Origin of the sequence: Vibrio sp. 10N.247.311.12 (assembly GCF_041467515.1) — a bacterium.
GTDB classification, from domain to species: Bacteria; Pseudomonadota; Gammaproteobacteria; order Enterobacterales; family Vibrionaceae; genus Vibrio; species Vibrio crassostreae_C.
Map to the genome: position 1 here is coordinate 80,983 of NZ_JBFSUV010000010.1, position 25,016 is coordinate 105,998.

At 44.6% G+C, this 25,016-nt stretch carries 22 protein-coding genes; 5 read left to right on the top strand and 17 right to left on the bottom strand.

The window, feature by feature from the left end; translation table 11 throughout:
- Window positions 1–72 precede the first annotated feature (72 nt).
- A complete protein-coding gene (locus tag AB6E30_RS06710; RefSeq protein WP_017068001.1) occupies window positions 73–630 on the top strand; it encodes a VC2662 family protein in 558 nt (185 codons plus the stop codon).
- Window positions 631–885: 255 nt separating this feature from the next.
- Window positions 886–2,364 carry a diguanylate cyclase gene (locus tag AB6E30_RS06715; protein WP_136999139.1) on the top strand — a complete coding sequence of 493 codons (1,479 nt, stop codon included), beginning with the start codon at window positions 886–888 and terminating at the stop codon, window positions 2,362–2,364.
- Between the two features lie 65 nt (window positions 2,365–2,429).
- Here the strand turns inward: AB6E30_RS06715 and AB6E30_RS06720 are convergent, their stop codons facing one another.
- The 3 genes from AB6E30_RS06720 to epmB form a co-directional block, all read right to left on the bottom strand.
- Entirely contained in the window at window positions 2,430–2,918 is a 489-nt protein-coding gene (locus tag AB6E30_RS06720) for an MgtC/SapB family protein (RefSeq protein ID WP_004733333.1), read from the bottom strand.
- Between the two features lie 105 nt (window positions 2,919–3,023).
- On the bottom strand, window positions 3,024–3,569 hold the full coding sequence (locus AB6E30_RS06725) for a prepilin-type N-terminal cleavage/methylation domain-containing protein (protein WP_372103033.1): 546 nt from the start codon (window positions 3,567–3,569) through the stop codon (window positions 3,024–3,026).
- A gap of 13 nt (window positions 3,570–3,582) precedes the next feature.
- A complete protein-coding gene (gene epmB / locus AB6E30_RS06730) occupies window positions 3,583–4,605 on the bottom strand; it encodes an EF-P beta-lysylation protein EpmB (protein ID WP_136987099.1) in 1,023 nt (340 codons plus the stop codon).
- A gap of 33 nt (window positions 4,606–4,638) precedes the next feature.
- On the opposite strand from epmB, the gene efp reads away from it, so the two are divergent.
- Entirely contained in the window at window positions 4,639–5,205 is a 567-nt protein-coding gene (gene efp, locus AB6E30_RS06735; protein WP_372051577.1) for an elongation factor P, read from the top strand.
- A 234-nt stretch (window positions 5,206–5,439) separates the two neighbouring features.
- Here efp and AB6E30_RS06740 read toward each other — a convergent pair whose 3' ends face one another.
- The 9 genes from AB6E30_RS06740 to frdA form a co-directional block, all read right to left on the bottom strand.
- Complete coding sequence (locus AB6E30_RS06740; RefSeq protein ID WP_102320027.1) at window positions 5,440–7,176, bottom strand: hypothetical protein; 1,737 nt, start codon at window positions 7,174–7,176, stop codon at window positions 5,440–5,442.
- Between the two features lie 58 nt (window positions 7,177–7,234).
- A complete protein-coding gene (locus tag AB6E30_RS06745) occupies window positions 7,235–8,071 on the bottom strand; it encodes a hypothetical protein (protein WP_102320028.1) in 837 nt (278 codons plus the stop codon).
- 10 nt (window positions 8,072–8,081) lie between these two features.
- The gene (locus AB6E30_RS06750) at window positions 8,082–9,686 is read right to left on the bottom strand and encodes a hypothetical protein (RefSeq protein WP_241910576.1); all 1,605 of its coding nucleotides are present in this window, start codon (window positions 9,684–9,686) and stop codon (window positions 8,082–8,084) included.
- A gap of 2 nt (window positions 9,687–9,688) precedes the next feature.
- Window positions 9,689–11,230: an OmpA family protein gene (locus AB6E30_RS06755; RefSeq protein ID WP_102320029.1), complete on the bottom strand. Its 1,542-nt coding sequence runs from the start codon at window positions 11,228–11,230 to the stop codon at window positions 9,689–9,691.
- Window positions 11,217–11,636: a hypothetical protein gene (locus tag AB6E30_RS06760; RefSeq protein ID WP_133151369.1), complete on the bottom strand. Its 420-nt coding sequence runs from the start codon at window positions 11,634–11,636 to the stop codon at window positions 11,217–11,219. The genes AB6E30_RS06755 and AB6E30_RS06760 overlap by 14 nt, the downstream gene beginning before the upstream one ends.
- A gap of 522 nt (window positions 11,637–12,158) precedes the next feature.
- The gene (frdD, locus tag AB6E30_RS06765) at window positions 12,159–12,545 is read right to left on the bottom strand and encodes a fumarate reductase subunit FrdD (protein WP_102332658.1); all 387 of its coding nucleotides are present in this window, start codon (window positions 12,543–12,545) and stop codon (window positions 12,159–12,161) included.
- A gap of 12 nt (window positions 12,546–12,557) precedes the next feature.
- Entirely contained in the window at window positions 12,558–12,941 is a 384-nt protein-coding gene (frdC, locus tag AB6E30_RS06770) for a fumarate reductase subunit FrdC (RefSeq protein WP_017061300.1), read from the bottom strand.
- A 1-nt stretch (window position 12,942) separates the two neighbouring features.
- Window positions 12,943–13,707 (bottom strand): succinate dehydrogenase/fumarate reductase iron-sulfur subunit, encoded by a 765-nt coding sequence (locus AB6E30_RS06775; protein ID WP_009847917.1) that lies wholly within the window; start codon window positions 13,705–13,707, stop codon window positions 12,943–12,945.
- Complete coding sequence (gene frdA / locus AB6E30_RS06780) at window positions 13,707–15,530, bottom strand: fumarate reductase (quinol) flavoprotein subunit (RefSeq protein WP_372103035.1); 1,824 nt, start codon at window positions 15,528–15,530, stop codon at window positions 13,707–13,709. The genes AB6E30_RS06775 and frdA overlap by 1 nt, the downstream gene beginning before the upstream one ends.
- Before the next feature lie 451 nt (window positions 15,531–15,981).
- Between frdA and epmA the strand changes: the two genes are divergently transcribed.
- A complete protein-coding gene (epmA, locus tag AB6E30_RS06785; RefSeq protein WP_372103036.1) occupies window positions 15,982–16,953 on the top strand; it encodes an elongation factor P--(R)-beta-lysine ligase in 972 nt (323 codons plus the stop codon).
- A gap of 85 nt (window positions 16,954–17,038) precedes the next feature.
- Here epmA and AB6E30_RS06790 read toward each other — a convergent pair whose 3' ends face one another.
- The 5 genes from AB6E30_RS06790 to rsgA all read right to left on the bottom strand — a co-directional run bounded on the left by AB6E30_RS06790 (window position 17,039) and on the right by rsgA (window position 24,086).
- Window positions 17,039–17,926, bottom strand: a complete 888-nt coding sequence (locus AB6E30_RS06790; RefSeq protein WP_017071213.1) for a DMT family transporter — start codon at window positions 17,924–17,926, stop codon at window positions 17,039–17,041.
- 161 nt (window positions 17,927–18,087) lie between these two features.
- Window positions 18,088–19,968 carry a methyl-accepting chemotaxis protein gene (locus tag AB6E30_RS06795; RefSeq protein ID WP_372103038.1) on the bottom strand — a complete coding sequence of 627 codons (1,881 nt, stop codon included), beginning with the start codon at window positions 19,966–19,968 and terminating at the stop codon, window positions 18,088–18,090.
- A 292-nt stretch (window positions 19,969–20,260) separates the two neighbouring features.
- On the bottom strand, window positions 20,261–21,676 hold the full coding sequence (locus tag AB6E30_RS06800; protein WP_017061303.1) for a DASS family sodium-coupled anion symporter: 1,416 nt from the start codon (window positions 21,674–21,676) through the stop codon (window positions 20,261–20,263).
- Between the two features lie 308 nt (window positions 21,677–21,984).
- The gene (gene asd / locus AB6E30_RS06805) at window positions 21,985–22,905 is read right to left on the bottom strand and encodes an archaetidylserine decarboxylase (RefSeq protein WP_372103040.1); all 921 of its coding nucleotides are present in this window, start codon (window positions 22,903–22,905) and stop codon (window positions 21,985–21,987) included.
- Window positions 22,906–23,030: 125 nt separating this feature from the next.
- A complete protein-coding gene (gene rsgA, locus AB6E30_RS06810) occupies window positions 23,031–24,086 on the bottom strand; it encodes a small ribosomal subunit biogenesis GTPase RsgA (protein WP_017061306.1) in 1,056 nt (351 codons plus the stop codon).
- A gap of 150 nt (window positions 24,087–24,236) precedes the next feature.
- On the opposite strand from rsgA, the gene orn reads away from it, so the two are divergent.
- Window positions 24,237–24,782: an oligoribonuclease gene (gene orn, locus AB6E30_RS06815; protein WP_010434065.1), complete on the top strand. Its 546-nt coding sequence runs from the start codon at window positions 24,237–24,239 to the stop codon at window positions 24,780–24,782.
- Window positions 24,783–25,016: the final 234 nt, after the last annotated feature.

Below are 25,016 nucleotides of genomic sequence, written 5' to 3' on the forward strand. Positions count from 1 at the left end.
GAATAAAGGACAATAAATGCTTGATTAAAAATGGATTAATCAAGTGAACAATAAGTCAGTGGAGACTCCCCAATGAAAAAACTACTTTCAGTACTTGCTGTGTCTGCAGCAGTAATGGCACCGGCGGCATTTGCCTCTTCGCCTGTTATGTTTTCAACGATCAATGGCTTCAACGCACCTGACTCAGATGCTGTTGGCGGTGTGCGCTTGGCTTTACTTCACGGACAAGTGAACGACCTTAAAGGTGTCGATCTTGCCGTTGTTGGTATGTCTGAGACGCAAACGACCACAGGTGTGAACCTTGGTATTTTTGGTGCATCAAAAGTGAACCAAGAAATGACCGGTGCATCTCTAGGTTTCTTCAACTGGAACACGGGTAAAACAACGGGTGTTAACCTTGGTGCTGTGAACATTACTAATGATGTGAAAGGCGCGAACGTGAGTTTCGTCAACTACTCAGAAGGTAACACTATGGTTGATGTTGGCGCTGCGAACCTTTCAGAAGTGTCTACGGTTCAGGTTGGTATCTTCAACAAAACCAACAAAATCGAAGGCGTACAAGTTGGTCTGATCAACTGTGCTGACAACGGTTTCTTCCCGTGCTTCCCGATTGTAAACTTTGCTAAATAGCGCTGTCGTTTAGCCTTTGGTTCTCCCATTGGCGAGCAACGTTCAGTTAGTGCATTAGCTTTTAGTTACGCATACGCGATTAAAGACTAAGCCTATCAACGCCTAAACCCTTGTTTGGGCGTTATTACATTCAATTCTACTTCCACGATAAACTTCTCAAATTACCCAATAAGCATGTTGTTTTATATTTGTTGTTGCGATGTTTGAATTTATAGGTACAATGTGCGATAAATCCCCAATGATGATTTATATGCTTTGATTAACCACCATACCGTCGATTTTAAAAAGGCTTTCTTAGGCCTGACCGCCAGTTTTTTAGTAGTTTTGAGCTTGTTGCTCGTTGATTCAGCGGAAGAATCAGATAAACAGTATGGAATGGAAAACCAAGGCGTAACACGCTCTTTAGCGGAGCTCACACAGATCATAAATGCGCTTGAGTACAACATCACTGCGCTTTATCCACTGCATGGGGATACCTACGTATTCTCGCATGACAAAAAGATCGAGGGTGAGACGTGTTACTTCACCAGTGAGGAGCAACATGCCCCTCGTTTTGATTTTATGTTCTCTGGCCCTCGCGAGATGTGCAACCCGGAATCGGACCTTTATACCGAAGCGGGTAAGCGCCTGTTCATCGCGCCGACCATGGCTTATTTTGCCAATACCATTGATACCATCTCTGCGATTTATTTCATTTCAAAAGAGAAATTCATTATCTCTTCGCCTTCTGATTTTGCCAGTTACATTAAGGGCGACACCTTTGATTCGGTTGTGAATAGCAGGCCTTATTGGGTGAACACGATTCGCTTTGGCTTAGCTCAAGGGCAAGACCAAGTGGTGTATACCGGCCAATATGATGACTACCTGACAGGTCAGAAAGTGGTGACCTTAACCAAAGGAATCTACGTTAATGGTGAGTTTAAAGGGGTGTTGGGTGTCGATGGTTATGTCTCTAACCTAGTATCGAATCCTACCCATGGCTACAAAGTCACCAGTACGAGAGGCGCAAACAAATATGGGTTTATGGATTTTAGCTATTCCAAGCCTCTGTACGTTGATGACATTGACACCCAGCTATATCTGAGTATTGAAGAAGATAAGAGCGAGCACTTTCTGCATGTCTTAGAGATGGAGAAGATTCAGCTTTCGATACTGTTGGTTTTGTACTTGCTCTCGGTTTTATGGCTATGGCGCTTCTATACAAGACAAGAGCACCAGCGTCTAAATGATCTTGCAATGCGCGACCCACTAACGGGCTTACTGAATCGACGTGGCTTTGAAGCTCGATTGCTGGCGCTGGATGAGGAGCCGATTATTGGTGTTGGCGTGTTTGATATTGATGATTTCAAAGTCGTTAATGATCAGCATGGCCATAAAGTGGGGGACGAGGTGATTTGCCATGTTGCTCAGGTGATGCTGAATAGCGTTAGACAGCAAGATATCGTGGCACGGTTTGGTGGCGAAGAGTTTGTTGTCGCGATCACGGGTGAATCTTCTGAGTTGCTTTCGTCGATCTTTGAGCGAATTCAAAATGATATTAGCCTGCAAAGTTATCGATGCCCAACAGGTGACAAGATTAGTATCTCAGTGTCTGGTGGCGCGACGCTTTACTCTTTGTATAAGTTCGACAGCGTAGGGCACTTGTGGGAAAACCAGAGTATTCGTTCGTCTGATGAGCAGCTCTATAAGGCCAAGGCTGCGGGTAAGAATCAGGTGTGTATTCAGGTGTATTAATTAGTTGGATACACAAAGGCCTAGTCGTGTGACTAGGCCTTTTTAATGTCTGTTTCAGGTTGAGGTTATTTCTTCACGCGGCCTTTTCTCATCCACTTCTGATGCACACCACGACGCAGGCTCTGGAAGCTGTTTTCCACTTTATCGACACCAAGCAGAATCACTAGCGCCATTAGCGTGATAATGACCGATTGGGAAAGATGCCCTAGTGCGATCATCATACCTAATGCTGCGAGTACCCAGATAATTGCGGCTGAAGTCACGCCATGAATCTTGCCATCCAGTGTCATCATTACACCAGCCCCAAGAAATCCAACACCCGTAATTATCTGACCAAGCACACGAGCTTGATCGAGTGTGTTGGGGGATAGGCTGATCGCCATGGTGAGGAAGAAATAGGTACCACTGATGATCAGAATCGACGTTCGGATTCCGACGGGTTTACCGCGTGTTTGCCTTTCGATTCCGATTAAAGAACCACACAGCATGCATGCAGCGAGGCCTGCCCAGCTAAAGGGGGCAAGGTTGAGAGTTTGTTCTATAAATTGTGACATATCACCCCTCCTAAAAATTTAGAATAGAGCCGAGTATGCTAATAATAGACCGGACGATCGAACAAAAACTTTTTGTCTTAACGATTGATAAAGATTACTTAAAACCTAGCAGCCGCTTGTTGTTAAGGTGAAGGCTGGTGTCGTGGTCTCTGTCGCTTCTTGGTATTCAAGATAACAGTTATCAGCCTGTTTTTTTCGGCTAGAAGGCGCATAAAGAATAATGCCATCATTCGCATCTGTGTTGGTAAAGAACCAGTCAGCTCGACCCGTATCCCAAACAGCATCTAGAAAGGTTGATTCGATGAGCTGTGACCAAGTTTGATCGTTCATCGCTGCAGGATAACCATAGACCACTGAGATATTGTCACCCTCAACATTAATCGATGCGCTGACAGCCTTATCCAAGCCTAGTGCTGATGTCTTACCATAAAGCATAGCACTTGCACCCTCCATTCCGCCTTTCAGGCCATTTAATGTCGAGATACGCGCATCAGTTTGCAGGTTGAGGAATTTAGAAGCTGCAGTGACCGACACAATACCTAGAATCACGATCACCACGACCAGCTCGATGATGGTGAAACCTCTTGAGCTGAACCTAAGCGCTGGTTGAGATGTGGTTGCTGGTGGAGCAACTGAGGTATTGTGTTTCATTGATACAACTTCTCTATTCAATGTGTAGGTCGAGCGGTGTCTTGCTGCTGCGTCCGCCAATCTCACGGGTTAACTTAGGTACTAGGTAGCCAGAAACCTCAGAGATTAATCCTTTAAAGTGATGCTTCGCCTCTTCATCTGAAATATAGAAGTGCGCTGCGCCCTGAACCTTATCAAGTACATGCATATAGTAAGGTAAAATACCGGCGTCGAATAGCTTTTCGCTTAATTCTTTCAATGAGTTAGCGCTGTTGTTTACGCCTTTAAGCATCACGCCTTGGTTGAGCAGAGTAGCACCACTTAACTTAAGCTTGTGGAAAGCTTGTTTGAGCTCTAAGTTAATTTCGTTGGCATGGTTAATATGGCTCACCATCACCACATTAAGGCGAGTTTGAGCTAACAATTGGCACAGTTCATCCGTTACTCGAGCGGGAATCACAACCGGTAATCGGCTATGAATTCGAACGGTTTTCACATGTGGAATTTGTGCGATAGCATGAATTAGCCACTCTAGTTCGCTGTCTTTTGCCATCAGTGGATCGCCACCCGACAAGATAACTTCGTTGATCTCTGGGTGAGCAGCCACATAGTCGAGACTGGTTTGCCAAACAGACTTCGAGCCCTTGTTATCTTGGTAAGGGAAGTGACGACGGAAGCAGTAGCGGCAGTTAATCGCACAACCGCCTTTTACAATCATCAGTGCACGGTTCTTGTATTTGTGCAGTAGCCCAGGAATGGCGTTGTCTTGCTCTTCCAGTGGATCAGCGGAATAGCCTTGGTGTACCTCAAACTCTTCGCTTAGCGGTAAAATTTGTCGTAGCAATGGATCGTGTGGGTTGCCTTTTTCCATTCGTTCGACAAAGCTAAGAGGTACCCGAAGTGCAAATAACTCACGAGCAGCGAAGCCTGCTTGCCACGGTGTTGGGTCTATTTCCAATGCCTCAAGCAGTTTTGTCGGGTCAGAGATCGCATTCGATAGTTGTTTGAGCCAGTTTTGCTCAACAGATTCGACTTTTCGGGTTATGATATGCGGCATTGAAATTAACTCAAAGATGTGGAAGAGAAAATCATGGCGTCAGTAAGCACCAATGAATTCAAAGGCGGTTTAAAATTCATGATGGATAACGAGCCTTGCTCAATTATCGAAAATGAATACGTTAAGCCAGGTAAAGGCCAAGCGTTTAACCGTGTTAAACTTCGTAAACTGCTGTCAGGCAAAGTGTTAGAGAAAACATTTAAGTCAGGCGATACAGTAGAACTAGCGGACGTTGTAGACGTTGAACTAGGCTACCTATACAGCGATGGCGAATTCTACCACTTCATGAACAACGAAACATTCGAGCAAATCGCTGCTGATACAAAAGCAGTAGGCGAGACTTCTAAATGGTTAGTTGAAAACGACGTATGTACTCTAACGTTGTGGAATGATAACCCTATCACAGTAACTCCACCAAACTTTGTTGAGATCGCAGTAACAGAAACCGATCCTGGCCTTAAAGGCGACACACAAGGTACTGGCGGTAAGCCTGCAACTCTAGCAACTGGCGCGGTAGTTCGCGTACCTCTATTCATCGCAATCGGTGAAGTTGTTAAAGTTGATACTCGTACTGGCGAATACGTTGGTCGTGTGAAGTAATTTGATTGTGTCCATCTTGTTTAGGATGGCTCAGTGAAATAGAAAAGGTCGCTCATGAGCGGCCTTTTTTGTATCTGGCGATGAGTCATATCAAGTTGGAATATGCGATAAGAAGATTGGGTGTGATTAACAATCTTAACTTTATAGTTTTTGTTTACAATTATAGCTTCTTACGCCACAACAAACCGATTAAGGAAATCTAAGCCAGCATACCATGCTGCTGGCTTTTGAAGACTATCCAATAACGTTCAGTTGTTTTTTTAGTGGTTCCAAGGATTCTTTGAAGACGGACACTCTTTCCTGCAAGGGCTTAAGTAGTGCTTTACGCTGACGCTTATTCTTAGCTGAAGAGCTTAGCGATTTACAAAGTGCATAGAAGTTAAACAATACAATACCGGTGAAACATAAGGGGACTAAGGCGTCATTATTGGTGAACGCAGCAGTAATACCGCCTACAACAAACAGTATGTTCCAGCCCCACCAGATGTTTCCACCACGAATATCCGAATAGTTGGCAAATGATGAATCAAAATATTCTTTATCTTTGGTGATATTGTAAGCGTATTCGAAGTAATATTTACTTTGGTCTTCAAACTCGACATAGCTATCAGCGATGGCGATCCAGTCATCGACATCGATATCACCTAAAACGTCTTCAGACAGCGTAAAGGTAACTGTCTTACCCGAAACATATTCTAGTAACACTTTACCTTTAAGAGTTGATGAACGATTTCGGTGACTTGAACTTTGAGTATCATATGTCGAGTACTGATAGTTGTTACCGCGATAGTGCTTGGTTTCTGTTGTGGTAGTCGTTTGGTGTGTAACGTCTGATACATCTGCCTTGAGAGAAAGAGAGCTAACGCGAGCTAAAATAAATTCGTTGGACAATTTACCTTGTCGTGCATCCTTCAGCGCATAGTGGTGAGTATAGTTATCAAGCGAGTGATATGAATAAACCTCGTGGAGGCGTTGCTGAATGTCACTAACAGATACTGATGATGGCGATGAGTGAACTTTTGAGAGTTCTTGTGCAACGTTCTCTTGGTATAAACCGTTTGCTTCCAACGTCGGAGGGGCAGGGTTCATTTGGTTAAACTTGGAGTTAACATTTTGTAGAGAGGTGTCTGGTGGATATTTTGTAGTATTTGCGTTACCACAACAGGTACAGTATCCAATGTCTTCGGGTAAACGAGCGTTGCACTGAATACAAATGATATCCGATGATTTTTTATTTCGTTCAATGTTGCTGTAACCTAATTGCTCTTTGGTTACTTTGAGGAGTTTTTTAAATGAAGCGTTTAGAGCTTCATCTTTGGACTCCTCAAATGCAAATTTCTTTTTGTTGCGATTGTTTTCTAGCAATAGAACGACTATCGCGACGACTAAGCTCGTAAACCATACAGAGCCTGTTGTGGTGTGAGATGCATTAAACATCAGGATAGCTGCTAATACGCCTGCCACAATCCAGAGCCACGGGGACTTTTTTTCAGGCTTTGGATAAAGGTTTTCTACCGTATAACATTGTCCCTTGTCACCGTGAACAACGACACATGGTACGGATTGGTTGTCTTTGACAAATTTCTTTGCATCGCGACTTTTTTTGTATAACAGGTTCATTGTTGTAGGGTAATAGAGAGTAAGAATGTCGCCACGACCAATGGAAGATGTATATTTGTGCTCCGCGGAAATCGAGGTCTCGATAATTGTCCCATCATTGGTTTCTAGTCTGAGCCACCAATATGAGTACTCTAGATTTTGCGAAGACGTTTTAGATAAACGTTTGTAGAGCCTGGATTCAAGTACTCGGCCTGTCTTAGCTTCTGCTTCTGTATAATATTTTCTTACGTCATCTAAAATTGTTGGAAAGACTTCTTCAACGCTATACTTTTGTGGTGTTGTGGTTAAAGTTTCTCCACAATCCGGACAGAAATTATCGCCATGAAATATTGTGCTGTGACAATGACTCATGCTACATCCTTGTTTTAATTAAAAATGGGCAACTAAAGTTGCCCTGATATGGGTAAAATTAGCGAATATCTCCAAGTAGCATCGGCTTACCAAAACCGAGCAATGTTGCATTACTTTGCTTGAAGTAGTCTTTCCAAAAAGATTCTAATTTGCTCATTTTTTGTGCCGATATGTACTGTTGATTACCAGGTATAACACCGGTACCAATTACATAAATATCAGCTTGGTTAAAATTGGCAAACATTTGCGATGCAGACACTCGCTTCAATTCTTGTTGTGGATTGATAACTCGAGTTTTGTTGTTCTTGTAGAAGGAGGTGATGTCTGAGTTCTCAAGCATGTCACTGATAAGTAAAACGACTTTACGTTTAGCGGTTGATTGAGTGAGTACCTGACTGCTTATGTCACTCAAAGCGCCAACCAACTCAGTGTTTGTAGGCTTTTCTTGAGGTTGAAATGCCGTTTTTAGCGATATACCAACTTTGTTTAACATAAAGTTATGTTGTTTATCGAGACACTTATCCAGCGACTTAAGAACGGATTTTTTCACATAGCTACGATGTTCATCACTGAGTTGAGTATCCAGTTGACCGTTAAATGTCACTTTTGTGTAACTGTCTTGAGCAAACGATGAAAACTCGACCAGCTGCACTTTGTCACCTGGTTGAATGAATCGTTTTACACTTTGATAAAGCTCTGACTTGATACCTTGGTCAAGGGAGTGAGCCATCGTTTTATCCAGCAAGATAACCAGCTCTCGATCATTTGGTAGTTGGTAATATTCCGCAGGTACTTCACTAGTGCAGCTTGGGACATCGTTACGCAAGGTGGCTGCATTAGTGATTTGAGAAATAAGAGCAACTGTTGCGCATATAACTAAGGATGTTTTTTTCATGTTCATACCTTTAAGAAACCATCGCTTGTTTTTGTAGTCGAGCGAGGCGTTCTTCTGTAGTTTCTGGCTTAGGCTCGTTATTTATAGTCTTAAGTGCTGCAACGATTTGTTCATCTGTTAAACCATCAAAGTTGTTACTCTTCACTTTGTTGATAATATCCAGGTCGGTGAGGAATGATTCTGCAGTTGGTGTTACGTGTGATTGTGGGGCTGGTGTCGTTTGGTGGATTGATTCTTCAATTGGTTGAGTTGTTGGTTGGACTACGGGCTGTGGTTCAATTGTTTGAGCTGGCTGATAGTCAGGTTGTTTTGATTTGATAAGCTCAGGTGTTTCTGCGCTCTTCAAAGCTCGTAGCTTGTAATAATTTAAGAAGTTACGACTAGAAGGGTTGTTTGCGGCATAAATAATATGTTGTTCGCCTGCGCTTCTTTGGGCATTAATCGCAATTTTACTTTGCAAGTGCGAAAGTACGCTTTGCGCAACACGTTCAACATTGGCTTGCAGTGCTGCATAGTGTTCAATGTATGCATTGACGTTAGAGAACTTATAAGTTGCATTATAAGCGACGGGGGATTCTTTTCCTGAGAATGTGCTTTTGAAGCCAAGGTAAATACTATATGCCTGCATTGCCGCAAAGATAACGGCTAGCATGATAAACGTCATCCACCCGCCGCGTTTGTGGGCATCTATAGCATCGATAAATGCTTTATTTTCTGCTTCATTATTGTATGCACTTAGCTCTGCAGGTGCACTTTCAGCGAATGGGTCTTGAATATCAAAGGCGCTTCCCATCCCTTCTTGTTCGTGACCACTAATTTCTTCTATTGCAATTTTTTCAAGCACTTGTCCACGAACGTAGGTTGCACCGACGGCAACAATGGAAATGAAGGCAATAGTAACGATGCTCATCATCCAAGACTTAGTGAAACCGGCATTCGCTTTGGCTAAACGGTTTGCCATTTGGCGCCAACTTGGTTGGTTGTCATCGAGAGCATTCGTTTTGGATTTCAAGCCAATGTTCAGATCAGGTGCAATGACTCCTGGCTTTTGTGGATCATGGTTCCAGTGCAGACGAATTTTACCTATCTGTTGGTTTCGGTATAGCTCACCACCCATCGCATGAGTAAATCCGACCAAAAGTACACTGATCAATAATGCAATACCGACAGCGGCTTGGACTTGAATTGATTCACTACCATCTTGAATGGTGAAACCAGCAAGGACATAAGCAAAGCCAGCAGCTTCAATTAGAACCATGATAGACAAGCCAAGCCAAGTGTACCATTTCATCGGGGAGATGCCGGTATCTCCAACTTTGTTTAGGTAACGACTTGATTGGTCGTAATGATATTCATCAGCATTATACTGGTCGTAGAATGGTAAAAAACTATTACATACTTCACGCTCTGAGTTAAACCAGCGTTGGTCATCTAATCCCAGCCTTTTTGCCAGCCGAGCGTTTTTACCTATGACGGGTAGGCGATAATACATCGCCTTTAAATATAGATTGATGGTATCGCGATTACTAAGATAAACGATTATAGCTATAATAATTGAGCTGATACCTACCACAAGCATGCGGTTGAGTAATAGCCAAGTTGTTAATTCACTCATGATTAAATTTTCCCTGGTTTGTATTCTGCAATCATCAGGCCTTTAGGACCTTGGTAGTAGATACTGCCAGCAAATGCACTAAACACGCCTTTATCGTGTTTTTTGTTCACAGCAATATCTACACACTTAATTGGGTAGTTTTTGTCTTGTACGAAGGCGCGATAAATAACCCCTTCAGATCCATTGTAGATATTGACATCAACGACTTTATGCGTCTTTTGAGGTTTAACTTTCTTGTTTAAAGCGTAACCCTCGTAAACATAAATAGAAGGGCTTTCGGTTGCCTCTAACGAGCTTCGGTCCACTGCTAGTGGTGCTAGAGCGACAAGGTGCTCATTTACTTCGGCCCCCCATGCTGTGCGGTTCATCCCTGGTAGGTAATCTGTTGTTCGACGACTATTATCACTTATCTTAAATAATGGGGTCGTTACACTTGGTTCGTCGTAGACACATGATGATTCTTCAAGTGTATTGGCCACAGCCTGTCCGATAATTGAGAAATTATTGCTCTCGCGCGCGCCAATGTAGGCAAAAAGGTTATTTCCTGCCCCTTGATAGCTTTCCCCACCGAAGTCGACATAAGAACGATTATTTATACTACGACGGTTGTTTTTATCGATTAGATCTTTTACAGCTGTCGTGCTTTGTACAGAAGTCGCTTGTCCTTTCGTGACTTGCTGGCTAACAGTTTTACTGCGTTTGGCAATGTTATCTGTGGTTCTTAGTTTCGCGTAGCTAGGTTCTGTCGCTTTGTATCGAACATAGTTGGTAATGTATTCAGGTTTGTTATCCAGAGTAACGACTTCAATACGTCGATTTTCAGCACGGCCTTGAGTCGAGTTATTGGAGGTAATTGGTTGAGATTCTCCAGCCCCGTAAATATAGATGTTTTCTTTTGGGATCCCGTTGAGGATTAATTCACGAGCAACACTACGAGCTCGTTTAAGTGAAACCTCGGCATTAACTTTTGCCGAACCGGTGTTATCTGTGTGCCCTACGACCAGTACTGCGCTACCACTTGGTTTAACGGTGTCTGAATAAGTTTTAAAGAAGCGTTTATGTTTCGCACTCGATACATCGGTTTGGCCTGTTCGGAATATATCGCCTTTAACTGTTGCAGAAAGGCCAACTACTTCGGAGTTGCCCACCACATTTTCAATTTGCTCTGTATTACCCGTTTGTTCAGCTTTAATAATCGCCTTTGATTGGACTACGACCATGCCGTCGACTTCGTTGTCATCCTGAGAGCCAATACGTTCAAACTCGACGTCTACATTCTGTTCTTTTGCCGCTTCTGTTAGTTTTGCTTCACGTTGCGCCCAGTAATAGCCAACGGAGCAACCGACTAATGCGCCAACACCTGCGCCGATCCACGCTCCTTCCTTTCCACCAAGAGCTTTGCCAGCAAGACCACCGACTATCATCCCTCCAGCACAGCCAATTAGAGTGGTAGTGCTAATGCCACCATAATTACCTGTACTTGAACAACTAGAAACCGCTAAGGATAGGCTTACCGCGATTGCTGCTTTTTTAAAGTTTTGCATTATCTACTTCCGTGCATTTGTAAATTATGTTGTTTGCTCGGTCGTTGATCCAACGAATCGAATAACGATCACCATTTGACTTAATTTCGAGCTCTTGCAGAAAACCACTGTTTAGTTCTTTTAATCGGTAGCGCCAAGTCTTATTTTGCTGTGTGACTGCAAGGATTTGAAACTGGTAATGTATTTCATTTGGTATACCGAGCTTTTGTAGAGGCTGGTTAAATGTTGTCTTTAGTTCGACGGTTTTAGAAAGAAGCGAAAAAGTGAAGGTTGTAATTTCTTCTCCCATACGTAGTTCACCTGAATACTGACGACATTCAGGAGAGGGAAAAGATGAAAAAAAGGTATACCCAATGACAACTGCAGAAAAAACAGCTATCGAAAACACAATCTTTTTTAGATTCATTTTGAATGACTAAATAGAATTAATATCGACTAGCCATTGGGGGGGAAGTGTGTCGCGGAAAGTAGATTGATTTTAAGCCGTCCATAGATAAACCTGCATACTGATATTATTGTTATTAATATTTGTTTTTTATAAGGAATTATTACCAATATGCACGCTGCGAATCAAGAATGCTTAACCATAAAGTTTAGTTATTTGTTATGGACTGTGATTTGCATCAACTAAAGACACTGTGCGAGGTTGAGTATTTAAGCGTTAGGTTGCAAATGATTGGTTTAATTATGGCAAGAATTTATTTTTTTGAAGGGGGTTCACAAAATAATAGGTTTAATTTGGCTTTTTATTGAATAGGTTGATTTTCTTGTGAGTGGTTTTTCGGATGGGTTCTTAGAGAAATTGAGAGTAAGAGATATAACAAGCAACAAAAAAAGCAGAACAAGGAGTTCTTGTTCTGCTTTTAGTCTTTTCGCTCTTAAGCTCTTCGGTGCTCTATAACTTGAATCCCGAATCTGCTCTTAACTGTTAAATCATAAAAATGAAGATAATAGACAGTGCGCTGATTAGGCCTGCGAAGAAGTAGCAACCCACTTTACCCGCAACGCCGACGTGGAACTTAAGGTCGTGCATGCCGTGGTGAAGACGGTGCATTGCATGCCACATTGGCAGTGCTAGCGTACCGATGATGAATAGCGCACCGATAATGCTGGTAGCAAATTCAGACACACGCTCGTAGCTCATTGCGTCCGCATCGATGATGCCCATTGGCACTAAGATACCTAACACTAGAACCGTGATTGGTGTGATCATCGCAAACCAAGTACCGCCAGCGCCAAATAGGCCCCACCAGATTGGCTCATCAGAGCGTTGTGGGTTGTGGTTAACAGGTTTTACTTTGTAATTTGTGTTCATAACGAAAGCTCCTTACACCACAACAAGAACGATTAAAGAAATAAAAGCCACCGCTGCCCACTGGGTCAGTACGATGATTTTTTTATCAACCAATTTGCCTTTAAGACGGATTGGCATTACTTGAGGCATCATGCTGAAGAAGGTTTGAGCGTGCAGCAAGCTGCCTAGCAGTGCCACGATGTTGATACCAACGACGATAGGGTTAGCCATAAAGCTCAACCAACCAGCCCAAGCTTCAGGGCCTTTCACTAGTGCACCCAAACCGAAGGTTAGGAACAGAGTGAATAAAATCAAAGGCAGTACAGTCGCTTCACGTAGCATGTAGAAGCGGTAGAACGGATGGTTGCTCCACCACGTTCTCTTCATCTCACGAACATAAGGCTTACGATTGCTCATATTATGCCTCCTCTGCTGTTTTTACTTGCGATCCATCAGGCTTGAACATCGAGATAACGAAGTCCATTGAAGACTCAACTTTGCCTTGGTTTACTGCAGCCGCTGGGTCTACTTTCTTCGGACAAACGTCAGAACAGTAACCTACAAACGTACAGCCCCAAGCGCCGTTGTCGCCATTGATAAGCTTCATGCGCTCAGCTTTACCATTGTCACGGCTATCTAGGTTGTAGCGGTGAGCAAGAGCAAGTGCCGCAGGGCCAATGAACTCAGGGTTTAGACCAAACTGAGGACATGCTGCGTAACACAAACCACAGTTGATGCAGCCAGCGAACTGTTTGTATTTCGCCATTTGCTCTGGAGTTTGGATGTTCGTGCCGTCTTCTGGCTTACGGTCGTTACCAATGATGTAAGGCTTGATCGCTTCAAGGCGCTCGATGAACGGCGTCATGTCGACAATCAAATCTTTTTCGATTGGGAAGTTAGCTAAAGGCTCAATCTTGAAGCCATTCGGGTAGTCACGTAAGAAGCTCTTACACGCCAGTTTTGGCACGCCATCAACCATGATGCCGCAAGAACCACAAATCGCCATACGACAAGACCAACGGTAAGACAGGTCTTTATCTAGGTTGTCTTTGATGTAACCGATCGCATCAAGTACTGACATGGTTTCATCAAACGGAACTTCAAAGGTTTGAAAGTGAGGTTCTGCATCGTGCTCAGGGTCATAACGCAGGATTTCAATTTTTTGGATTCGATTCGCTGACATTATGCTTGCTCCTCTTCGCTCTTCTTAGCATTCTCTTCTGCTGCTTTTTCAGCGGCAGCGGCTTTCTCTGCAGCTTCACCGTACAGACGAGCTTTAGGTTGAGATTTGGTGATCTTAACGCCGCTGTAGTCGATGGTTGGTGCTGCATCTTCGTTGTAGAAAGATAGAGAGTGTTTCAGGAAGTTCACGTCATCACGTTCTGTGCAGTTGTCGTCTAGACGTTGGTGTGCACCGCGAGACTCTTTACGAAGGATCGCTGAGTGAACCATCGCTTCTGCAACTTCAAGACCGTAACCCACTTCGATAGCGTAAAGTAGGTCAGTGTTGAATACTTTGCCTTTGTCTTTAATGCTGATCTTCTTGTAGCGAGCTTTCAGTTCAGTGAGTTTGTCGATGGTCTTTTGCATCAAGTCTTCTTGACGGTAGATACCACAACCCGCTTCCATGGTGTGACCCATTTCAGTACGGATATCAGCCCAGTTCTCGTCGCCTTCTTGAGCCAAGATGCCTGCGATGCGATCTTCAACCGCTTTCACTTGCTTAGCGATAGACTCTTCGTTCCAGCCTTTGAATTCAGCAGCGCGTTTCACTGCTTCTTCACCAGCAACGCGGCCAAATACTACGAACTCAGCCAGAGAGTTAGAACCTAGGCGGTTTGCACCGTGTAGGCCAACTGAAGCACATTCACCAACGGCGAATAGGCCTTTAATACGAGTTTCACAGGTACCGTTAGTCTCAATACCACCCATGGTGTAGTGAACGGTTGGACGAATTGGGATTGGCTCTTTTGCTGGGTCTACGTTTACGTACGCTTTTGCTAGCTCACAGATGAACGGTAGACGCTCTTGCAGGTACTCTTCACCAAGGTGGCGAAGGTCAAGGTGTACGACATCACCAAGTGGGTGCTTGATGGTGTTGCCTTTCTGCTGCTCGTGCCAGAATGCTTGAGAAACTTTGTCACGAGGACCCAGTTCCATGTATTTGTTTTTCGGCTCGCCCACTGGAGTTTCAGGGCCCATGCCGTAATCTTGCAGGTAACGGTAGCCGTTCTTGTTGACGATGATACCGCCTTCACCACGACAACCTTCGGTCATCAAGATGCCAGTGCCCGGTAGGCCTGTTGGGTGGTATTGAACGAACTCCATATCACGCAGTGGCACACCGTGGCGATAAGCCATTGCCATACCGTCGCCCGTTACGATGCCGCCGTTGGTGTTACAGTGGTAAACACGACCCGCGCCACCGGTTGCTAGAACAACAGATTTCGCTTTAATGGTAACAAGCTCACCTTCAGACATATGAATCGCGATAAGGCCTTGTACTTCGCCTTCTTCAACGATCAAATCCACCACAAAGTACTCATCAAATCGTTTGATGGTGTCGTACTTCATCGAAGTCTGGAACAGAGTATGAAGCATGTGGAAGCCAGTCTTATCCGCTGCGAACCACGTTCTCTCTACCTTCATACCGCCGAATCGGCGTACGTTTACTTCACCGTTTTCTTTACGACTCCATGGGCAGCCCCATTGTTCCATTTGGATCATTTCGCGAGTCGAGTTTTCAACAAAGTATTCAACAACATCCTGTTCACATAGCCAGTCGCCACCACCAACAGTATCGTTGAAGTGGTTATCTAAGCTATCTTCGTCTTTAATTACTGCTGCTGAACCGCCTTCTGCCGCTACCGTGTGCGAACGCATTGGGTAAACTTTAGAAATCAGTGCTACTTCCAGTTCAGGATTAGCTTCAGCCGCAGCAATAGCTGTACGAAGACCAGCGCCGCCTGCGCCGATGACTGCGATATCTGTGGTAATTGTCTTCACAGTTATTCTCCAGTGTGATGCGGAGTATTCCGCTTGTAATTATAAAAAGCCTATTTAGGAGGTTCTAAATCGTAGGAACCATTTAGCGCCCCTAAGCCTTAAGTGGTAGGTTCAGTGTAAGAGAGGACGGTATTCGAAAAGTTGATGCATTTGGGTTTTTAGGTCGGTAATGCATATGGAGGCATAGAAATTATAGGTTATGTGACTGCAATCACGGCAATGAATTGTTGATAACGATTAACCCACAGGACGGGTGTTAACGGCTTGTTGAGTATGATTTTTGTTATCAATGTTGATGTGAAATCTGTATTGATAATTGTATTGTAGAACGTAATTTTCTGGCTTCATTAAAACAACATTTTGCTTTCACGAATAGAAAGATAGAAGCTTACAAAAGCGATGAAAGGTGGTAATTTTCGTCGCCTAGAATTCAGTAATATGGAACTCAATAATGCACTCTACATGGCAACCGGCCGCAACCATTAAACAGTTAAAGCAACGTGCTGATATCCTTAATCAAATTCGTCAGTTCTTTGCTGAGCGAAACGTGATGGAAGTGGATACGCCTGCGATGAGCCACGCCACGGTGACGGACGTGCATTTGCATACTTTCAAAACTGAATTCGTAGGGCCGGGTTATGCGCACGGTCAGCCTCTGTTCTTTATGACTAGCCCTGAGTTTCATATGAAACGTCTATTAGCGGCGGGCAGTGGCTGTATTTACCAAATTTGTAAGTCTTTCCGTAACGAAGAAAATGGCCGTTACCACAACCCTGAGTTCATCATGTTGGAGTGGTATCGCGTTGGCTTTGATCACCATGACCTGATGGATGAAATGGATTTGCTGTTACAGCAGGTACTTAAATCGGGCTCAGCAGAGCGAATGACTTACCAACAAGCCTTTATTGACGTGTTAGGTGTGTGTCCCCTGGAAGATTCGATGGCTACGCTAAAGCAAGCCGCAGCAAAACTTGGGCTCAGCGATATAGCTGACCCTGAAGAAGATCGTGATACCTTGCTGCAGTTGCTGTTTAGTATTGGGGTTGAAGCCAAAATAGGGCAACAAGTCCCTGCGTTTGTTTATGACTTTCCGGCTTCACAAGCGGCATTGGCTAAGATTAATCCTGAGGATTCGCGAGTGGCGGATCGCTTTGAGGTGTATTTCAAAGGCATCGAGTTAGCAAACGGCTTCCATGAGCTAGATAAACCACAAGAGCAGCTCAAGCGCTTTGAAGATGACAATGCCAAACGTATTGAGATGGGCTTATCGCCTCAACCGATTGACCATCACTTGATTGAGGCATTAAAAGCGGGCTTACCAGACTGTGCGGGTGTTGCTTTAGGTATTGATCGTCTGATCATGCTGGCGTTAGGTTATGACCACATCGATGATGTGACGGCTTTTCCTTTCCCACGTTCTTAACTTTTTGCTTTTGTTTTTACTGAGAGTGAATAGTCATTAGCTATTCACTCTCAGTTTCCAATCAGCTGCCAATTAACTTCACTAGCTAGCTGACTAGAATACCAGTACCCACTACGGCAACAATGGCACCGATCCAAGCGTAGGCATTTGGTCTCTGTTTGGTGTACAGCCAAAGTATTGGTAACAACATGATAGGTGTGGTTGAAGACAACAGAGCAACCATGCCGACATTTCCTTCTTGCAGTGCATACAAGATCAGCGTCATTCCCACCGCCATAGCAAGAAAGCCGTTCACTGCGGTAATCGCGAATATTTGACCATTCATCGGGTTAATTGCGCGTGAGAGCTTGGCACCCGTTAAGCGAAATGCGGAGTGAGCAACAAAAGCGGTGATCATACGAATTGCTGAAGCGGCAACAGGGTCTATGCTGGTTTGCATCACGGGTTTTGCGATGATCCCACCTAATGCTTGGCAGATAGCCGCTGTGATTCCGAGAGCTACACCAATCCACACGGTGCCCTTGATGGTTTCGAGTTGGTTGTTGGCTTGTCCTCGACGACCAAAGAATATCGCGGTTAAAACGCCACTGAACACCAACGCTGAGCCAATCAGCTCAACCGAAGTCATGCTTTCGCTAAACAGGAAGTAACCAAGAATCGCCGAGAACACGGCATGACAAGAGAACAGCAAACCTGCTTGGCGCGGTCCCATTCGATTCAAACAGGCAAATAGGGCGGTATCACCAATGAAGATGCCAATTAGCCCAGACAGCATCATCGGCGTGACGAGGTCAGCTTCGACCGTTGACCAGCCACCAGTAAACCAAGCCATGCTCGATAAGATGATAGCGGTACAACCCATGCGCCAACGGCTATAGGCGAAAGAACCTAAGTGTTGAGCAGGCTTTACTGACATCAGGCTCGCGATGGCCCAAAGAAAAGCGGCAGCAAGAGCCAGCCATTCGAATCCCATCTGAATAACATCCTTGTGTCTGGGATAAATTAGCTCATCAATATGCATTAAACCGAACTGAGAACAAAGTGATTCTTATGAAAAGAGTCACTTTGTTTCAGCTATTGGTTTACGTCAGCAGCCTCTCGGTGGTGTGGTTTACTTACTTTGCTTGAGGTGAGTTATACCTTAAAGCGCTCCACATCTCGGCGCATCGACTCGGCAGCGCTACTCATTTCATTGGAGCTATTACGGCTGCTTTCAGCTTGCTGTGCTAGGTCGTCAGAGGCATCTTTGATCCCTTGCGTATTACGGCTGATGTCTTCGCTTACCGCGCGTTGCTCTTCTGCAGCACTGGCTATTTGCAATGCCATGTCGTTGATTTCAGTGATGGCTTGAGTGATTTTAGAGAGGCTGCCATGAGCTTGCTCTGCGAAGCCAACGCTATTCTCTGCCAGTTGGGTGCTGGTGGTCATGCTTTCAACGGCATGTTCGGTATTCTTCTGCAGCGTATCAATCATCACGCGGATTTCTTCCGTTGAGCCATGCGTTCTTTGGCTTAGCACTCGAACCTCGTCTGCAACAACCGCAAATCCACGACCTTGTTCACCCGCACGCGCCGCTTCAATCGCGGCATTCAGTGCCAACAGGTTGGTTTGTTCGGCAATGCCTTGAATGGTGGATAGTATCTGGTTGATGCTTTGAGCATTGCTCTCTAATTCTCGAATAACATTGGCTGCGTCTTCAACCTGAGTTGCAAGGCCTGTAATCGCATCGCGGTTTTGTTGGATTACTTCTTGGCCTTCGTTACAAGCGGTGGCTGACGCTTGAGAAGCGGAGGCTGTGAGCTCGGCGTGGCTAGCCACTTCTGCTGCAGTCGCTGACATCTCATGAATCGCGGTCGCTATCTGGTTGATATCGTTTTGTTGATTCTCCACTCGAATGGAGGATTGAGTGGCCAATTGGTTGGCTTTTTCTGCGTGATTATTTAAATCATGGCTGTGCTCGATAACGCCTTTCAGCATGTTTTGCATCTGACTCAAGAATTGGTTTACGAGCTCGGCAAGCTTACCGATCTCATCCATGCGTGTGATATCAATGCGTTGAGTGAGGTCACCTCTGCCTTGAGCCAGCTGAGTCAGTGCGTCAGACAAGGTTTGTAGTGGGGAAAGCAGGCGGTTGATCACCACTGTGCTCGCAATCGAAATGACGATATACAAAATCAAAGAAGTAAGAGCGATGAACTGAATCGCGTCAGATACTGCGGAAAACGCCATTTCCTTATCGATAACAATACCCAGTGACCAATCGGTATTCGGGACATTGGCAATGTAGACCATTTTATCCTCTTGGCCAGGCCAAGTTAGCGTAGTGATCATTTGGTCTTGGATCAGTTGTGACACTTTGTTGGCCGTTAGTTCCGGATTCAAACTGGTCAGTGGTTTCTGACTTAGCTCTTCATCACTGTAGGCAACGATGTTGTTGTTACCGTCAACTAAAAACGCAAAGCCATCGTTATCCAGTTTCACGTTGAGTACGGTGTCGATAATGCTGGTTACAGTTAGGTCTGCCGCGAGGACACCTTGTCTTTCACCGTTGAATGCTTTTGCAAAGCTGATGACAATGCTGCCGTCAAAGTCTTGATAAGGTTCAGTAATGACGAGGTCTGATGTTGCGTTGGCATCTTTATACCAAGGGCGGGTGCGTGGGTCGTAGCCTGCTGGCCAATCTTCACCTTTGTCGCCATACGCGATAGTGCCGTCGCTGAATCCGGCATAAACAGACAAGAATTGTCCAGCTTGTTTGGTGATTAGCAACTCGCGGTCAGAGTTACTGTTGCTTGAAATGGTCGGTTCATTAGCAAGCATCATATCGCTGCGAGTCGAGAGCCAATCGGCAATATAATTCGTCGTGCCAGCACTGACATTTCTCATTTCTTGGTTGATCGCGACTTCAGTTTCTTGAGTGAGCTGGGTAACTGATATCCAAGCTTGGGTACCACTCACGACGGCGATAATGATCGCAATGGCGATCTGAATTTTAAACTTAATAGTATGTCTCAAGGTCCATTCCTCTCTGATTAGACAAAACCTAACTACGTTGACGTACTTAATAATGAATTGATGTGTCTTTGATTGGCGTATAGTGCCGCTGTCTTAAGTTGAATGACTGTGTTTAAAATCATAAATTCTAAATATATTTACTCTGCTTTTTGTAAAACAGTGAAGTAATATCACAGTTACCTATTAATTGAAATGTCAGTTAATTGCTTGAGGTGGAGTGGTATAGATCGAAAAAAGCGCCAAATTTACATTCAGCGCTTTAGTTAGGATTAAAGGGGAGCGTTAACGCTTACTAGGTGATGATAAACAGGGCGAGGTAAACCATCAGCAAGCCCACAATACCTAAGATGATGCCCATCTTCGCCATGTCTTTGCTTTCGATAAGCCCGGTCGAGTAGGCCAGTGAGTTTGGTGGTGTCGATACTGGCAGAATCATGCCAAGTGACGCAGAGAAGGCGACCACAACCAGCAAGCCTTGCAGACCACCAATCGCAACTAGGCTTTCCATGGAAGCACCAATTGCAGCGGCTATCGGCATCAGCAAGTTGGCCGTCGCAGTGTTTGACATGAAGTTCGCCATTAACCAACACACAATAGATAACGTCAGTACCACAGCCGCCGGTGACAGCGATTCATAGTCAATTGCGTGTGCGAGTGCAGCGGCTAAGCCTGTTTTATCAAGGCCGATACCAATCGCGATACCACCTGCGACCAGCCACAACACATCCCAGTTAATCAGCTTGAGTTCTTCTTTGCCCATGATGCCAGTGAGCGTAAACACAGCCAGTGGAATGATAGACACGACATAGGTGTTCATGCCATGCAGTTTGGTGGTCATCCACAATAAGATTGTCGCAGCGAAGGTGATGTAAACCACAATCGCTCGCCAGCTCTTTCTAAATTGTCCATCGAGCTTGAGCACCATGTTTCTTTCTTTAGAAGGGAAGAGTTTTTGTAGAAGAAACCAAGCGATGGTGAGTTGGATGATCACAAAGGGTAAGCCCATCATCATCCAGCTGAGGAAGTCGATGGTATTTTCACCCGTTAGGTATTGCAGCGCGATGGCATTGGGCGGTGTACCGATTGGGGTTGCGATACCGCCAGTATTGGCAGCAATTGGAATACACAACACGAGCGCTTTGATACCCATATCGCCTTTTGGTGCAGATGCGACGATCGGGCCTAACAGCGCAAGCATCATTACCGTCGTTGCGGTATTTGACATGAACATTGAGAACACGGCGGTGATCAGCATTAATCCGAGCATAATGAAGCGCGGTTCTGTACCAAATGGTTTAAGTAGCACTCGAGCTAGGTTGTTATCGAGTTCATACTTGGATGCGGATATCGCAAGAGCAAAACCACCCATGAAAAGGATGATGATTGGCGATGAAAATGCACCGAAGATGTCGGTATATTTGATTAACTCACCGAGATCGTGCCCCGCTGGTGGATTTCTAAATAGGTGTAAACCTTTGTCAGATATCATCACCAGTTCAAGCGCAATGATCAAAATGGAAGTGGCGAATACCGGAACAGGTTCAAGCACCCACAGCAGGGCTGCTAATAAGAATATCGCCAACAGGCGGTGTTGAATCAGCGTGAGATCATCGATTGGTATTGAATCTATCGGCATGAATAACACGCCTAAGGGAATCGCAAAACAAATCAACAGCTTGACCAGAACGCCAACATTGAGTTTAGGCATGTACAAAGACCCTATAAATAAAATATCTTCAAATAGAGTAAGTTATCTGGATTTCTGGTACTTGGAGACGGGTTGGAAAATCAAAAAGTTGTTTAAGGTTTCGACAGTTGTTTTGTTTTTGGTCAATCTTTTATCTGGGCAATTAGAGACAAGAGTGAGAAGCAGCAGGTGGCTGGGCAGGGTTTGAAAGATTGAGTTGTTAGAGCTTGAGTAGCAAATGAATCGGTAGAGTTAAGAAAAAGGCGCGTTCTTCTCTGAAATAGAAAAAGTAACGCGCCTTGAAAGCTTAAATGAGTTAACTCAAATTGTTAAGCTTGGTCAGTGTTCTCAGCAGAATCGGTAACAACATCGTCATTTGCTTGCGCTTCTTTGCCAGCAATGTGCGCGAAAGGTGTACCAAGAACCGTTTTCTCGCCATTTTGCATAGTGTCGTCAAACTTGATCGCATCTTTAGCGAACAGGTTGATAACGGTTGAACCAAGCTTAAAGCGACCCATTTCTTCGCCTTTCTTCAAGATGATTGCTTTATCGCCTTGTGCTGGGTAATCCCATTTGTACACAGAGTTACCGCGTGGTGGAGTAATCGTGCCAGCCCATACTTGCTCGATACTACCTACGATAGTTGCGCCAACCAGCACTTGTGCCATTGGGCCAAACTCAGTATCAAAGATACACACTACGCGCTCGTTACGTGCGAATAGGTTTGGAACATTCTCAGCTGTTAATGGGTTAACAGAGAAAAGGTCACCTGGAACGTAGATCATCTGACGCAGCGTACCGTCACATGGCATGTGTACGCGGTGGTAATCACTTGGAGATAGGTAAAGCGTTGCGAATTCACCGTCTTTAAACTCTTCAGCAAGACCGGCATCACCACCTAGCAGCTCACGTGCAGAGTAGTCGTGGCCCTTCGCTTGAATCAGTTGACCGTCAGTAATTGGGCCAAATTGGCTCACACGTGCATCTGCAGGGTGAACAATAACAGATTCACCTTCGGCGATGGGACGCATGCCTTCTTTCAATTCACGCACGAAGAATTCATTGAATGTTTTAAAGTGTTTTGGATCGCTATGCAGAGCTTCATCCATGTTCACTTTGTATTGCTTGATGAACCAGTTGATGATCGCTGTCGTTAAGCCGCCCGCTTTAGCAGACGCAAGTTTGCCGACTAGGCGAGTTAATCCATGTTGTGGAATCCAGTACTGCAATCCAACTTTAATCTTATCCATTGTATTAATTTTCCAATGCTAATTGTTTTTCAATTAAATCTGTCGATGACGGTTTAGGGCGCGAGATGTTACTTAAATTCGCGCCAATTGTCAGTAAATGCACACATTTGTTCACAAAAACGCGATTAGAGATCGGCTTTTTTGTTGCGTGAATACTGACGGTTATCTTTGTTACTCGCCATGCTTTCAATGATGCGGTGGTAGTTGTCGAAACGTAATCGACTGATCTTTCCGTTTTCTACCGCTTCGCGCAGGATGCAGCCTGGGTCATCAATGTGTTTACAGTCACGGAACTTACAACCGCCAAGGTAAGGCTTGAACTCGATAAAGGCTTCAGTGATTTCGTCGGCCTCTAGGTGCCATAGGCCGAATTCACGCACTCCTGGTGAATCAATCAGATCACCACCAGAAGGGAAGTGGTATAAACGAGCTGCTGTGGTTGTGTGCTGACCAAGACCTGAGTTCTCAGAGACTTCGCCTTCTTCAATGTCTAGCGTAGGCATTAATGCATTCACTAGGCTTGATTTACCCACACCCGATTGACCAACAAAGATGTTGATACGGTCTTTGAGTTCAGCTTCCAGCTCTTTGATGCCGTAGCCAGACTCTTTACTCACGAACATCACTTTATAGCCGATCTTCTCGTACTCTTTAAGTGTTTCACGGTATTCAGCAATCTGCTCATCAGTCAGTAGATCGACCTTGTTCAGTACAACAAGCGGCGCGATGTTTACCGTTTCTGAAGCAATTAGGTAACGGTCGATAATATTAAGTGATAGCTCTGGTAGCACAGCCGATACGATAACCATTTGGTCGACGTTCGCAGCTACTGGCTTTAGGCCATCGTAGTAATCAGGGCGAGTCAGCATTGAAGTTCTCGGCTCAACCGCTTCCACAACGCCAGAAATACCGGCCATTGATTCTAAGCCTGCGCGCCAAGTCACTCGGTCACCAGAAACTAAAGTCTCGATACTACGGCGTAAGTTACAACGATGAACTTCGTTAGTTTCAAGATCTTCGATATCAGCATGTTGGCCAAAGCGCGTAATCACGAGTCCGCTTTTGGTTCCGCCAAGCATGTTCTCATCCCATTGGATAGAATCTTCTTTCTTGAGTCGCTTGTTCTGGTTGCTACGTACACGACGTACTTGACCTTTGGTTAACTTCTTTTTTTTAGCCACAATTTTTCACTTAACACATCTAACTTGATGATTGGGGACTCAAACAGGATGTTGCTGGTACCACGTGATTTCGATGGTCCTAAAGCTAGTTTGAGTATAGTTATTTGGGTATAGTACCTCTTTTACACATAAACAAATAGGCGACGCCTTATGTCCTTTAGCGATCAGAACCTTATTTGGGTTGATCTAGAGATGACAGGACTTGATCCTGAAACTCATAAAATCATTGAAATTGCTACTATCGTTACTGATAGTGAGCTTAACATCCTGGCTGAAGGACCTGTTTTGGCTATTCACCAACCTCAGAGTGAATTGGACAAGATGGACGAGTGGTGTACAACGACGCACACTGGCAGCGGCCTCGTGAAGCGAATTCAAGAAAGCACGGTTTCAGAGCAAGATGCCATCCAACAAACCATTGAGTTTCTTGAAAAATGGGTACCAAAAGGTAAGTCACCAATTTGTGGCAACAGCATTGGTCAAGACCGTCGTTTCCTATACAAGCACATGCCAGAGTTAGAAGAGTACTTCCACTACCGCTATGTTGACGTAAGCACTCTGAAAGAGCTGACTCGTCGTTGGAAACCTGAAGTGTTAGATGGTTTTTCTAAGTCGGGAAGTCACCTTGCGTTAGACGATATTCGAGAGTCGATCGCCGAGCTGCAGTACTACCGAAAAACGATTATTAACATCTAGTCGAATAAAATGATCACGTTTATCTAACTTTTCAGGGACATAAGAGCCGTTTTTTTTGCAAATCTGTGTGCTTTTACAGCAGTTGAGTAAAAAGTTTCGTAATTTTGCATTAAGGACTTGCATCACAAAAAAATGCTCTTATAATTCGCAGCCCTGAACGGAGAAAGACGTTTTCAGATTGCGATACTAGCTCAGTTGGTAGAGCGCAACCTTGCCAAGGTTGAGGTCATCGGT